The organism is Chitinophaga rupis, from assembly GCF_900109685.1.
Lineage (GTDB): Bacteria > Bacteroidota > Bacteroidia > Chitinophagales > Chitinophagaceae > Chitinophaga > Chitinophaga rupis.
The window spans coordinates 578,390-592,258 of sequence record NZ_FOBB01000003.1 but is presented as its reverse complement, the minus strand read 5'-3'; the positions used below and the strand labels follow the sequence as shown (position 1 = coordinate 592,258).

The window sequence follows — 13,869 nt, the reverse complement described above, 5'->3', positions numbered from 1 at the left end:
GATATATGAGAAAGCTTGTAACGGTGTTATTATGCTGTGTACCGCTGTGTATGCAGGCACAGGTACCCTTCCAAATCACGGGTAAGATCGGGGCTTTGAAGGTGCCGGCTAAAATAGTGTTGAGCTATACAGACAGCAGTGAGAACATTATAACTGATTCGGCCATTCTCAGGAACGGCAGGTTTGAATTCTCAGGCCGTGTAGCGTATCCTACCAGGGCTTCGCTGGAACTGTATCACCAGGACGGGCGTTCTGCAAATGGGCAACCGGACATCCTAACGGTATATCTCGACAGCAATCCTGTTAAGGTGACCGGTAAAGATTCTGTAAAGAACGCCATCGTCAGGGGGTCCAAACTGAATGAGCAATATACCAATCTGCGGGCAGCTTTAAAGCCGTTTAATGATCAGTTTGCGGCATTGAGTGAAGCCAATGCCAGCTACGCCGCAGAAAAGGGCGACACAAGAGCCATGATGCCCGGCATGAAAGAGCAGTGGGCAGCGGTGGCCAACAAAAAGATAGCAGTGGTGAAGCAATTTATTGCTGACAACCCGGAGTCGTATCTGAGTTTGGAGATGCTTCCTATGGTGCTTTCATTGCCGTATAAACCAGAAGAGATGGAGCCTGCGTTCAATGCTTTGGCGCCTGCTGTAAGGAACACGGCGGCTGGTAAAAAAATGGCTGAGCAGATAGTCAGGCTGAAAACAACCGGTGTTGGTTCGCCTGCGCCCGACTTTGTGCAAAATGATACCAGCGGCGTACCGGTAAGATTGTCTTCGTTCAGGGGCAAATATGTGCTGGTCGATTTCTGGGCAAGCTGGTGCCATCCCTGCCGGGCCGATAACCCCAACCTTGTAAAGAGCTTCAACCAGTACAAAGACAAAAATTTCACTGTGCTGGGCGTATCGCTCGATCGCCCCGGCGACAGGGAAAAATGGCTGAAGGCCATCCATGATGATGGGTTGGCCTGGACGAATGTGTCGGACCTGGCATTCTGGAAAAATGCAGCTGCAAAACTGTACGGGGTGCATGCTATTCCGCAGAACTACCTGGTTGATCCATCGGGAAAGATCATAGCCCAGAATCTGCACGGCGAAGAACTGGATAAAAAATTGAATGAATTACTTCGATAACATTAACTTATGAAAAGATTATTGTTTGTTGTTTTTGTTTGCTGCGTTTGTAATGCGCAGGCGCAGGTAGATTCACTGGTGAAAGTGATAGAATCGCGAAAGGATAGTGTCAATGCCCTGCGTGCTTACCTTGCCGCTATGGGTGGTACAACCGATGATGCGGTAGCGCAATTCCATACCTGGATGAAAAAATTCCCGCAATCCCCCAGCTTTCCTTATGTATTGGGCGAAGCATACTACAAAAAACGCGAACGCATGAAGGTGATAGACAATTGGTTGAAAGTGTTGCAGATAAACCGGAAATTCGAAAAGATAGACAAGCTGTGGCCCATTGTCGTGAAATCAGATTGGGACCTTGACATCGCTGTTACGCCGAACACGATCGATTCGTTGAAAAGGGTGATCGCCGCGAATCCTGATAGTTTGTTGCCGGTTCGCCAGTATGTTTTCGTGGCCGGAAATGAAGAAGAAGCTACCGTGCAACAGCTTGAAGCCTGGGAGAAACAGTTTCCCCGCTCGTCAGCTATACCCCTGGGAATGGGGCTGAACCTGTATAACGTGGAAAGCCCGAAGGCAAAACCCTGGTTGTTGAAAGCGGCGGAATTGCAACCCCGGAACGCGGCTGTTTGGGTGATGCTACATCTTGATGCCGAACGCTGGGGCGATCAGAAGGCGGCGCATGTGTACATGGGTAAAGCTTCAGCGGCCGCGCCGGAAGATCCCAATTACGCATATTATTATATCAGGTATTATGAAGATACAGATCCTGCCTTGTGGCGCACAAAATTATACGAGCTGGCAAAACGTTTTCCCAATGATGAACGTGGCGCCCAGGGACTGTACGAGGTGGCCATACACACCAGTGATACGGCCGGGAAGATCAAGGCGCTGGAGCAGCTGCGTGCGTTGTACGACCCTGGTAAATTCTGGTGGTCCGGTAACGGCATGAGTGTGTTATACGATACATACCTGGAAGCTGGTGAAACCGGCAAAGCAATGGAACTGGCAAAGGCTATGGGCACCGATGGCGGATGGGATCTCCGGCAATCGCTGGCGAGGGGCATGGAACGGGTGAATGCATTGTTGAAAGCCAAAAAATACCCGGAAGCGTTGAAACAACTGGCGCAGTTAAAGGCGCCGCGTAATTCGGCTTTTGCAAGTGAGCTGGTTGTGCTGAAAGCCACTACTATGCATCAAAACGGTCAAACACAAGCGGCTTACCACAAGCTGATAGCAGTAGAGTCTACGTCGCCCGATGACCTGGTACGATCCTCGCTTACGGAATTAGGCGCCGCCTTAAAGAAGAGCAACGACGAGGTAGAGAAAGACATTTGGCAGGCAAGGGAAAAATTCATTACACAGGCGCCCGCATTTGAATTAGGTCTGTATACTTCCGATAAGAAAGCGGCTTTAGCAGATTATAAGGGTAAAGTAGTGTTACTGACCTTCTGGTTCCCCGGTTGCGGCCCCTGCCGCGCTGAGTTCCCGCACTTTGAGAATGTGCTGAAAAGATTCCAGGGCAAAAACATCGCGTACCTCGCTGTCAACGTAGACCCCATCCAGGATGATTACGTACTGCCTTTTCTGCAGGGTACCGGATATTCCTTCGTTCCTTTGCGGGGTACTGCCGAATGGGCTGCACAAACCTATAAAGTTAGCGGCCAGCCTACCAATTTTCTGATAGACGGACATGGCCGCATCGTGTTCTCGGATTTCCAGATCAGTGAGAACAATGAACGAAAGCTCGAATTAATGATAGCCTCCATGCTGGCGAGGGGTTAGGCCGGGCCGGTGATCTGGTTAAGAAAGAAACCATCACTTCAACGCCTCATCCTTCTCCTTCCTGAGAAAATTCGCTGCGTCAGAAATATCACCTGATTCCCACTCCAGCAACGCCTCATCCGGCACCGCCGTTAAAGGAATGGTGCTGGATTGTGAAGGTTCGTTATAAGGCACATTTTCAGAGCGGTTGTACACCGATATCAGCGACCATCTTGGGCTGTCAGACAAATTAGCCTCGGAGCGATGCAGCAAATTAGGGTGAAAGAACAAAGCATCGCCTGCTTTCAGCTCTACAAATACCAACTCCTTTGTTTTCAGCACCAAGTCCACATAATGTTGAGAAGCGCCTACCTGCTCACCAGAAAATCCATGTTCAATACGCCCCATTTTATGTGTTTCTTTTATTACCTGCAGACAGCCGTTTTCCTTGTTGGCATCAGTAATGGCAATCATAACAGAGATCATCTGGCTGGGAAACAGGAATTCATTTTTATACCAATATCCGTAATCCTGGTGCCATTCCCATGCGCCACCCACTTTAGGCTCTTTTTGCATGAGCTTACTGTGAAAATGACAAACACTGCTATCGCCTTCCATCAGCAGGTTAACGGCATCAACCATTCGTTTACTTTTGGTTAATAAGCCATACACGTCATTTCCGGGAGAATACCATAAAGTAAGTTTTGTTTTTTTACCGCTTTGGTCATTCAGGTCAAACGCATGTTTGTGCATATTGCCATCCGAAAAAGCAACTTCCTGTAGTTTGTGCAGCTCTTCTGAAGAGATGAAGTTCCTTACGATCAGGTAACCATCTTTTTCGTATGCTGCAGCCTGGCTGGGTGTTAATTTAAAATTTGCCATAGCAGATGATTTACAGGCATAAAAGTAGAGCGGCCTGTTTTGATAAACTACCAGTTTAAACCAGCCAATAAATACTATTATAGCAAGATTTCTTTAAATTTACTAAGGGTTTAGCTATTAAAAAATCAGTAATGAAACCTGCGCTGGAACATTTGCCTAAAGCAAACAAAGAATCGTTTGTGGTAAGAGACTTTGAGTATGCTTATTACCCCACGCCCTGGCATTATCACCCGGAGTATGAGCTGGTAACCATTGTAGAAAGTACCGGTAAGCGGATCATAGGGGATCATATTTCAGATTTTAAACCAGGCAATCTTGCACTTATTGGCCCTAATATTCCGCACATTTACAAGAATGATGTGGAGTATTATGAAAACAACTCTGCCCTGAAGGCCAGATCCATTGTCATCCATTTTACGGAATCTTCGCTGGGAAATGATCTTTTATCACTGCCTGAAGCAGCTACCTTAAAATTGTTATTGCAAAAAGCTGTTTCGGGATTGGATATTTTTGGTGAAACCGGGAAAAGCGTAAATGAAAAACTAAGAGAAATTGTTACCGATACCGGTTTAAAACGGTTGATCACGCTTTTAGATATTTTAAGGATCATAGCAGATTCAGAAGAGGTATCACCTATCACAAAAGCCCCGATGATCGGGCATAACGAAAAAGAATCAACCCGCTTATGCAAAGTGCTGGATTGGATAACGGCTAATTTTGAAAACGATATAAAACTTGCTGAAGCAGCCGCTATTGCGGAAATGCATGAAAATGCCTTCTCCCGTTTTTTTTCGCTCAGAACCCGCAAAAGCTTTTCCCTTTTTTTACAGGAGCTGCGATTGCAAAAAGCTTCCAGGCTTTTAGTTGAATCCAGCAGCTCCATTACTTCCATTTGTTATGACTGCGGCTATAATAATATTTCTAACTTCAACCGGCAATTCATTAATTACTACAAAATGAATCCAAGAAATTACAGGAAGGCTTTTCTGGAAGAAAAGCAAGCGTGAAAATATAGATTGGATAATTCAATCGGGTGCACACTTTTACCTGTATCAAGATAAGTGTAAATTAACGCAACTCGTAACGCTTCTGCCGCATACTTTGCCTGATCTTTTCCCGATGCTGCCCGCCCCAGGCAGTGAGCTCACGCAGTACATTTTTTAGCGTCAGGCTATATTCGGTTGCTTCGTAGACAATGGTCGCTGGCGTGGTCGGATATACCTTACGTTTGATGAACTCATTCAGCTCAAGATCTTTGAGCTCTTTTGCTAAAACTTTTGGGGATATGCCGCTCATCTCGTTCTGGATCTCGTTAAAACGTTTGGAAGATTGTACCAAACTGAGGATCAAAGCAAGTTTCCATTTGCCATTAAGAACGTACAAAGCATCCAATACATTCCTGAGCGAATTGGCGCATTCTTCTTTACCGGGCATCGTATCGGGAATCATCATCGTCATACCCAAAGATATGCACTTTCCTGAAGGGAAGCGCTTCCCTTCAGGAAAGTACGATCCTTTCAACAGCCGGCGCAGCTACTTTTGCCTGCGATAATTGCAAGTGCAGTTCCAACATCCTGAACACCGCTTTGGTGCAGTATAACGGGGATTGTTCCTGCCATGCAGAAGTAGCTAACATTTAATCAGGCGTTTATGAAACGTATCCTTCATTTAATTTCCAGCATTCAGGGAAATCAATCTTATAGCTTTAAGCTGAGTAAAGCCATTGTTGAAAAGGTGATCGAAAAGTATCCGGGTAGCACCGTAGAAGAAGTGAATTTGAACGATCTGGAGATCCCGCATTTGAATCCTACGATCCTTCAATCCATGTTTACCCCCGGTGAACAATTGACCGTAGAAGCGAAGGAGTCGCTACGCTACTCGGATGAGGCGGTAAAACAATTAATGGCGTCAGATATCATTGTGATCGGCGCTCCGCTTTATAACTTCACGATCCACACCGCGCTGAAGGCCTGGATCGACCATATTACAAGGGCGGGGATAACATTCGGTTATAACGAAAATGGTCCGGTCGGAATGGTCACCGGTAAGAAAGTGTATGTTGCCATGTCTTCCGGTGGCATCTATTCAGAAGGGCCTTCCAAAGGGAACGATTTTGTAGCGCCTTATCTGAAAGCATTTCTCGGATTTTTAGGTATGACAGACATGACCGTATTCCGTGCGGAAGGCGTTAAAGTTCCCGGTGTAAAGGAATATGCCCTGGAAAAAGGTATTGAAAGCATCCGCATTGATTAAGATATGCAATCATCTAAATTATGATCGTTCATTAATGAGATGAAAAGAGCGATCTGAATTTTAAGTACAGTAGAATTGTACGTTTGAGCAAAGCTGCCCGGAAGATCAGTGCTGGTAAAAGTGAGGAATCATATCAAAGACAACTTAAAAAGATCTTTCGGGCAGCATTATTGTACGGCACGGCATCAAAAAAACAAGACTAACTACTACATAATTATTATCCTTCCACCGCTATTGATTGTATTCCAGGTATCTGTTCCTCCTCCACTTCATCTACCTCTGCTTTCCTTTCTTCTTCCCCCTTCCATTTCGTTTTTATCAACAACACGAAAACAAGCACAGCTACAATGCCATAGGCTACACCCAGTACAGCCTGGCTGGTAATGGAAATAGTGTTTACCATAAAAGAGCTCAGTATAGAAGTCACCACTGCAAATCCGCCGCCTGTTAAACCGCTTGCTTTGCCTGCATATTGCGGAAAGCGGATCAAACAATACGACATCAGGTTATTGAAGATGAATCCTGCGGTGCTGTGCAGCAGGAAAACATATACTAACAGCGTAAATAAATTGTGGTAGTAGATTGTGAGCGGTATCATAATGGCTACCGTAAGCAGCTGTGCAATACTGGCCAGCACCAGTTTTTTGGTGAACGGTTTACTCACCAGCATTCTTGATACCGACCCGCCGATCATCACTGCCACACCGGAAAATAATGAACAATAGCCTGTCGTTGTGGCCAGGTAATGCAGCTTATGCTCAATCAAAAACGGACTGCACATGCCATACAGCAACACCATGCCATAGCTTAGTCCGAGTATTATAATGCCCGAGGTAAAATCCTGTGTTTTGAGCATCTTACCATACGTTTGCAATGTTGACCGTACACTGAATGGTTGTGCCGCTTTCATCGACTCGCCACCAATCACTGCTTCGATCACAAAGAACACCAGTCCGAAGTAACCCAGGAACATGAAGTTAGAAGACCAGCCCCAGGTTGTTTCAAAAAATCCACCCAGGAAAGGCGCCACGATGGGCGCAATGGCCCAGATCACCGAGAACATGCTCGTGTATTTCTTTAATGCTTCTCCTGTATAGACGTCCATGAAAAAGGCTCGCTTGCTTATTGCGATCACCGCCACAGTAAATCCCTGTACTATACGCATGGCATAGATCATTTGCAGATTGGTGGACCAGGCAATAATAAAGCTGGCCGCACTGAATACCAGCAGTGCTGCCATGTTGGGAACATAGCGGCCATAGCTGTCAATCAACCCGCCTACGATCAGCTGCGAAATACCATAGCTAATGATGAAAAGTGAAAGCGTAAGCTGAATGGAGGCTGGTGAAGTATGTAATTGCACCGCCATATCGGGTAATGACGGAATAAACACGTCCATGGCAAAACCCGACAATGGAATAAGGCCCAGCGCCATGATGGTGTTCAAACCTGTTCTTGATTCTTTGATCCTTCTCATATTAATCGTTTTAAATTGGCCCAGTAAAGGTAGGACAGCTGGCGCCCATGTCAATTACACGATTCAAAGGGATGATTATACAAATCAAATATTGCCTGGGACCGTTTTGTGGGATCAAGATAACTTACGAATGCCTGCCAGAGGGGTTCAGGCTGCCACCATCTTCTTTCCCATGCGAAATTCCAATGGTGTTTGAGTAGTAAGCTGCTTGAAATATTTATTGAAGTGTGAAGGATATTCAAAGCCAAGCGCGTAGGCGACCTCTGCGATATTCCAGTTTGTATTGCGCAGCAATGTTTTTGCTTCTGTGATCACGCGTTCATGAATAATTTCACGGGTGGTTTTATTCGTATGCTTTTTCACCACACTGTTCAAATGGTTCACATGCACATGCAGCAGGTCGGCAAAGCGGGCCGGCGTCAATAGCTTCAAAGGAGTTTCAGGCGAATCTACCGGGAACTGCTGATTCAACAAGGCAAAGAAATCATTCACCAGCCGGTCGCGCACCAGGGAAGCCGGCGCCTGGCGGCTTTGTTGTAAACGGATGCCTTCATGAATGAGCAGCTGCAGCAGGTTGCGGATCATATCCCATTTAAAGGGATAATCGGTGGCCTGCAGCACCTGCATTTGCGTGAAGTACACGCCTAGCCGTTCTCTTTCTTCCTTTGTGACGGGTATTACCGGCTGCACGGCAGGATTGAACAAAGGGCAGGCATATTGTACATCACGGGGTATATGGCCTTCTATAAAGGGCATGTTGAATAAACAGTAAAAGCGGTTAAACGGCGCCGTTACTTCTATGGAAGTGGGCACGGCGGGATTGGTAAAGATCAGACAGCTTTGGTTCAGCTGTATTTCCTGGTCGTTATATAGCAGTATGCCACTGCCTTTTCCTGTAGTGCTGCTAAGGCAGATCTTGAAATAGTCGCGGCGGTTGAAAGGCGTTTTGCGGGTGCAGGTAAGGGTTTCGCGGACATTAAAATGTGCCTTGCCGGATTCATGGAGGAGTTCCGGTGGAATATCCTGGCCAGTGCGTTTATAGAATTGCACCAGGGATTCAGTGGGAATGAGTTTGTCTGCCATAGCTTTGCCCTTATATAATTCAAAGGTACGGAATTTAGTGAATGCGGTAAACAAACAAAGCTCAATGCGCTATCGCTCAGCTGTCATAGATTTAAGCGCTATCAGCAGCATTTCCTTCTCCTTTCCCTTCAGCTTAATAGAACCAAGGGGCAGCGTTGCAAAATGGCCTGCCAGGCGCAGAGAGGCGGCCAGCACGCCGGACACGATCACTTCTTCATTGAACTGTTTGCACATGCCCTGGATCCTGGAGGTTGTATTTAATACGTCGCCCGAATAGGTAATATCCCTTTTAATGATGCCTACTTCGCCGGCCACTACCTTACCACAATGAATGCCGGCTTTAAAGGACGGCATCAGCCCATACTGCTGCATATACTTGTTGTGCAGCTGCTGCAGGTGGAGCTTGATATCAAAGAAGCATTGCACACATTTACTGTTGCGTATGCCATCGTCATATTTCCAGGCCACGATCACCTCATCGCCAACATATTGATAGATCTCTCCATTGTTGTCCAGTATGGGATCCGTGATATCGGTAAAAATATCCTTCAGAAAGGCATGGTATTTTTTATTACCCAGCTGCTCGGCGATGGTTGTAGAGGAGTTTAGGTCCAGGAACATGAAGATCCGCTGTTCTTCCTTGGGGGTGTTGTACTTGCCGCGGATGATGTTCCAGAAAACTCCTTGTCCGAATTTGTTATTGATCTGAACAAACAGCTGCGTAATAGTAACGATCACCCCCCACACCATGCAGTTCTTCAGGATCCGGTCCCAGTCAGAAGGTATGTTGAATAAACGGAGGATAATATTAACGATCGCAATCACCAATATGAAGCAAAGCGCTACTGCAACGATCGTATACCCGTAAGATTTATCCCTGAACCGCACATTAACAAAAAAGACCAGGAAGCTGCCACCTAGCAGGGCGCCTATAAGCGCTGCTCCCATATTGATAATGATGGCCTCCAGCATGGTGTATTTGGGTACCGGCTGTATAGCATTGGTTGTAAAAAGAGCGAGGCGGTCGTAGAACGGAATAAGAAAGCCTATTATTAGCCATATCACCGTAATAATGAGTAGCTGCTTCAGCTTGTACAAGGTGTTCTTGTTCATGATCAGGTGTAAGTTTCCGTTTACAATATATCCCTTTTTCAGGTAAAACCGCGCCGGGCCGTTCCTTACAATGCCATCGGATACCTGCAAATTATACGATGGGCATTTTGTTTATAGAAAGCAACACTTTGTTTTGGGGCAGTAACAGGGCCAATTGCATCTATTATAAAAAGTTGCGCTGTGTATTGTTCTGCAAGCTAAAAGTCCATCAATTTATAGGCAATTAAGATCAATAATTTCTTCCTGAAACTGCTTGTTCACAAGGCCCGGTGTTAGTTTGGTGTTAATAATTTACAAATAATTAGTAATTAAGTATTTGTATTTCATGTAAACACTTTTTTATCAAATGGCCATATGGTTAGCATCAATTTTGCAACATCCCCCGGAAAGTAATTAACCATAAGAGCGCAACAATGAAAGACTACACCATTGACAAAGTTAACTGGAATACAAAAAGGGGCAGGGGACATGTATTACGGAATGCTACTGTTTACAATTATTTCAGGAGCATTATTAATTATCTTGAACAGAAGAACCTGACGGTTACCCCGATCTTAAATCCCGGGGAGGAGATTAATGCGCAAACCCAGATCAAGGCCTCCCATCTAACGGAGCAGGGAATGTTATTATTTACTACCAGCTATGACCGCTGGGTAAATGAAGTGCTTGAACAAAAAATAGCTCCAGATGATTATAGTTTGCTGGATGATGCCCTGAATAAAATAAGAGGCTTACAGCTGCAGTATTGATCCGGGAATAGCTGTAGTGATCATAAATTGATCACTACAGCTATTAAATTCTTAATGACTGAAAGTATACTACACCCCATATGCGTTAGCTTTAGTACATTGTTTAACGCTTAATATTTTTACTATGAGATCCCCTGAGAAAACACACCTTTATTCCGTTCTTAGCCTTACTTTTTTAATTGTACTGTTCTCCGCATGCTCCAAAGAGGAGAAAAAAGATGTTGTTGCTGCTGATAACACCGAAGAAATGACCAGTTATCTTACCAGCCTTGGATTTGATAAGCAGCACATTGTTTTTGACAAAGACCGCGTAATTGTTGAACTGGATATCCTGATGACCTTACCGGAACTTAAACAACGTGTAGCCGTATGGAAGAAGGACAACTCCGGCGTTCCCCAGACAGAGCAACGTAGGAACACTTACATTGTAAGCAACACCTACAACACGAATATCAAGCTGTACATTGATGCAGCTGTACCGTCTAACTGGAGAACAGCTATCCAGGGCGCGGTGAATAACTGGAATGCTGTTAACGGCACCAGGCTGGGCATGTCTATTGTAACCAGCCAGTCCGACTCACATTGCAGGGTTTTTATGGGTAATGAAACTGCAAACTGGATCGCCCGGGCTTATTTACCCGCCTCCAATGGCAGGCCTGGTGTAAGTGTAGAGATCAATGCATATTATAATAGCCTGGCAGCTAATCAGAAGCTGTTTGCCATAACGCATGAGCTGGGCCACACCATTGGCTTCCATCATACCAACCAAACCAGTGGAACATACATACCCGGTACTCCGCAAACAGATGCTAACTCTGTTATGAATTCATTTGTACTGCCCTGGAATGGCTTTACAGCAGGGGATGTGCTGGCTACACAGATCTTGTATCCGCAATAACATAGTACCTCGTATCAAGAAGGGAAGCTGCCATTACAAAAACAGCTTCCCTTCTTGCTTACATAAAAAAGACGTTACCTTTTTAAGATAACGTCTTCTTTATTTTCAGGCCGTAACGTTAGGTCACGAGCCAATTAATTTATACAGCTCATCCAGCTTAGGCGTGAGTATAATTTCTGTTCTCCTGTTCCTGGCCCTTCCTTCCGGCGTGCTGTTGCTTTCAACAGGATCGTACTGGCTGTGACCGGAGGCCACTACCTTTGCAGGATCTACATGATAAGTGTTAACCAGGATCCTCACAATAGCGGTGGATCTGGCAGTGCTCAGCGCCCAGTTATCAGGGTACTTGCTGCGGATGGGAATAGAGTCCGTATGGCCTTCTATGTTAACAGATATATCGGGGTTGACGATGAGCACAGCGGCCAGCTTGCTCAATGCATCTTTACCCTTGGCATTCACTTCAGCGCTCCCCGAGGGGAAGAGCAGATTTTCACTGAGGCTTACATATACTTTACCGTTCTTTTGTGTTACGGTTAATTCATTGGAATTAAAACCGCTCAGGGCATCTGTCATTTTTTTACGGAGCTCTGCGGCTTTTTGTTTTTGCTGATCCAGCAGCGACTGTAGCTGTTGTAATTTTTGCTGTTGTTGCTGATAGGCTTCTTTACTGCTGCTTAGCTGTGAGTTTAGCTGGCTTTGTTTGGCCTGTGCATTGGTGTTGGCATCGGTTAATTCTTTGATCTGCTGCTGCAGCTGTGCAATATTATCCTGCAGGCTATTGATCTTCCTGGCCAGTGATACACTATCGCTTTTTGATAAGCGTAATGCTACCTGTGAGTCAAGGTATTTTCTCTTGGACACACAACTTGCCAGCAGCAGCAGCGATACAATTAATATTGCAAAGGTTTTTCCGGCATACTTCATAATAAAACTTTTGGATTAAAGTATAAACAATCAGTGAGCTATCGTAATTATGGTACCGGAATTTTCCGGCAACTGCATGAAAGCAGGCATTAAATTTTTTTCATGATGGCATAAGTTGTTATTTCCCAATGCGAAACGCTCCTGTGTTCCCGTGAGTATTTTAACCAGCCCTTTAACAGGAACAGGGCTTAAGTGTTATTATAAATAACTCAGGTGATTGGCAAACTTTATGCCTAAATGCAACTGCATTGCGCGGATGGTCTACTGGCTCCGCAGCAGTTCCGCATCATATATTCATTGATCCTGGAATAGCTGGAAGATCTTAATGGTCTGGTTTGTAAATAGGTAATAATTATATAAACACAGGCAGCGATAATTTCTTTATATATTTGTTTACTTGTAGTACAAAAGAAGCATTTATGGTTAATGGTATTAAACCAATTTCATCCAGGTCGATGGCTGAGCGGGTAGAGATAAGCCTGAGGGAGTATTTTGCGCAGAAGTCCTTTAAGCCCGGTGATCCCCTGCCCACGGAGCTGGAGCTGGCGGCAGCTTTAGGCGTAAGCCGCAATGTAGTAAGGGAGGCGTTAAGCCGCTTTAAAATGCTTGGAATTGTAGAAGCCAAGAAAAAATCAGGCATGGTTATTTCCAATCCTGACATTGTAGGCACTTTTGAAAAAGTGATGACCCCGGAAATTATGGATGAAGCCACGCTGCAGGATCTGTTTGAGCTAAGGCTGGCGCTGGAAATGGGAATTGCCGATCTTTTATATATCCATAAAACGGAAAAAGACCTGGATGAGCTGGAGGAAATTGCAGCCCGGGAAATGAAAGAGAAAGACAACAATTTCCGGATCAGCAACGAGATCGCATTCCACAGCAAGTTATATGAAATGACAGGCAACAATACGCTCAAACGCTTTCAGAGCCTGTTATTGCCCATTTTCGGATACGTGATAAAGCTGGAAAAAAAGAAAGTGATTTCAGGAAAAGTTACCCACCAGGACCTCGTTAAAATATTAAGAAAAGGAACGGTCGAAGATTTTAAGGAAGGGATGTTATCTCACCTGCAACCTCATTTTGACCGGGTAAGAAGTTTTAAAAAATAGGTAGGACCAGTAGGTAGCTCAAAACCGCAGGCTTAGAGCGGCCGGCATTTGTCCTTGATCCACTCCACACCGCTATTTTACCGTTGTAATATTGCTGGAAGACCTGCCATACAGGAATGCAACTCATCTTAATTTGTACCATCATTTACTTAATACTACGGCCGGATGCCAACTGTAGGGGATACGCTTCATGTGCACCCACCCTTATTCACTTAACCATCTTGCTATTGTAATACTGCTGAATGCCCTGCCATTGGGCATACACCTTATCCGTATCCTTTATCCGCTTTACTATTCTGCCGTGTAACGCCATATAGCATTAACCTGCCAGCTATCCACCATTCTGCCGCCGTAACGCCCCGGAAATAGAGCATACATCTTACCCGCACGCCATCACCACACCATCTACCCACCATCCACCCTCACTCGCACGCTAGCAACCCGCCATCAACACCTGCCATCCACTACCGTAATACCCACTGTAACT

At 45.3% G+C, this 13,869-nt stretch carries 13 protein-coding genes; 7 read left to right on the top strand and 6 right to left on the bottom strand.

Annotated features, from left to right (window positions below):
- The first annotated feature begins 5 nt into the window (after window positions 1–5).
- Window positions 6–1,133 carry a TlpA disulfide reductase family protein gene (locus tag BMZ54_RS15520; protein WP_089913329.1) on the top strand — a complete coding sequence of 376 codons (1,128 nt, stop codon included), beginning with the start codon at window positions 6–8 and terminating at the stop codon, window positions 1,131–1,133.
- A gap of 9 nt (window positions 1,134–1,142) precedes the next feature.
- The gene (locus tag BMZ54_RS15515) at window positions 1,143–2,915 is read left to right on the top strand and encodes a redoxin domain-containing protein (protein WP_089913326.1); all 1,773 of its coding nucleotides are present in this window, start codon (window positions 1,143–1,145) and stop codon (window positions 2,913–2,915) included.
- Between the two features lie 33 nt (window positions 2,916–2,948).
- Here the strand turns inward: BMZ54_RS15515 and BMZ54_RS15510 are convergent, their stop codons facing one another.
- Entirely contained in the window at window positions 2,949–3,776 is an 828-nt protein-coding gene (locus tag BMZ54_RS15510) for a phytanoyl-CoA dioxygenase family protein (RefSeq protein ID WP_089913324.1), read from the bottom strand.
- 131 nt (window positions 3,777–3,907) lie between these two features.
- Between BMZ54_RS15510 and BMZ54_RS15505 the strand changes: the two genes are divergently transcribed.
- Window positions 3,908–4,783, top strand: a complete 876-nt coding sequence (locus BMZ54_RS15505; RefSeq protein WP_089913321.1) for an AraC family transcriptional regulator — start codon at window positions 3,908–3,910, stop codon at window positions 4,781–4,783.
- A gap of 61 nt (window positions 4,784–4,844) precedes the next feature.
- Here BMZ54_RS15505 and BMZ54_RS15500 read toward each other — a convergent pair whose 3' ends face one another.
- The gene (locus tag BMZ54_RS15500) at window positions 4,845–5,234 is read right to left on the bottom strand and encodes a winged helix-turn-helix transcriptional regulator (protein ID WP_202909257.1); all 390 of its coding nucleotides are present in this window, start codon (window positions 5,232–5,234) and stop codon (window positions 4,845–4,847) included.
- A 192-nt stretch (window positions 5,235–5,426) separates the two neighbouring features.
- On the opposite strand from BMZ54_RS15500, the gene BMZ54_RS15495 reads away from it, so the two are divergent.
- Window positions 5,427–6,029 carry an FMN-dependent NADH-azoreductase gene (locus BMZ54_RS15495; RefSeq protein ID WP_089913318.1) on the top strand — a complete coding sequence of 201 codons (603 nt, stop codon included), beginning with the start codon at window positions 5,427–5,429 and terminating at the stop codon, window positions 6,027–6,029.
- Window positions 6,030–6,246: 217 nt separating this feature from the next.
- On the opposite strand, the gene BMZ54_RS15490 is transcribed toward BMZ54_RS15495, so the two are convergent.
- The 3 genes from BMZ54_RS15490 to BMZ54_RS15480 form a co-directional block, all read right to left on the bottom strand.
- The gene (locus tag BMZ54_RS15490; RefSeq protein WP_089913315.1) at window positions 6,247–7,506 is read right to left on the bottom strand and encodes an MFS transporter; all 1,260 of its coding nucleotides are present in this window, start codon (window positions 7,504–7,506) and stop codon (window positions 6,247–6,249) included.
- Between the two features lie 147 nt (window positions 7,507–7,653).
- Complete coding sequence (locus BMZ54_RS15485) at window positions 7,654–8,589, bottom strand: helix-turn-helix domain-containing protein (protein WP_143081024.1); 936 nt, start codon at window positions 8,587–8,589, stop codon at window positions 7,654–7,656.
- 69 nt (window positions 8,590–8,658) lie between these two features.
- Entirely contained in the window at window positions 8,659–9,792 is a 1,134-nt protein-coding gene (locus BMZ54_RS15480) for an adenylate/guanylate cyclase domain-containing protein (protein WP_202909256.1), read from the bottom strand.
- Window positions 9,793–10,115: 323 nt separating this feature from the next.
- Between BMZ54_RS15480 and BMZ54_RS15475 the strand changes: the two genes are divergently transcribed.
- A complete protein-coding gene (locus tag BMZ54_RS15475; RefSeq protein ID WP_089913310.1) occupies window positions 10,116–10,451 on the top strand; it encodes a hypothetical protein in 336 nt (111 codons plus the stop codon).
- Window positions 10,452–10,575: 124 nt separating this feature from the next.
- Window positions 10,576–11,349: a M57 family metalloprotease gene (locus tag BMZ54_RS15470; protein ID WP_089913307.1), complete on the top strand. Its 774-nt coding sequence runs from the start codon at window positions 10,576–10,578 to the stop codon at window positions 11,347–11,349.
- Between the two features lie 123 nt (window positions 11,350–11,472).
- On the opposite strand, the gene BMZ54_RS15465 is transcribed toward BMZ54_RS15470, so the two are convergent.
- Complete coding sequence (locus BMZ54_RS15465; protein WP_089913304.1) at window positions 11,473–12,273, bottom strand: OmpA/MotB family protein; 801 nt, start codon at window positions 12,271–12,273, stop codon at window positions 11,473–11,475.
- Window positions 12,274–12,692: 419 nt separating this feature from the next.
- Between BMZ54_RS15465 and BMZ54_RS15460 the strand changes: the two genes are divergently transcribed.
- Window positions 12,693–13,382, top strand: coding sequence for a FadR/GntR family transcriptional regulator (locus BMZ54_RS15460; protein WP_089913301.1), 690 nt, complete (start codon window positions 12,693–12,695; stop codon window positions 13,380–13,382).
- The last annotated feature ends 487 nt before the right edge of the window (window positions 13,383–13,869 follow it).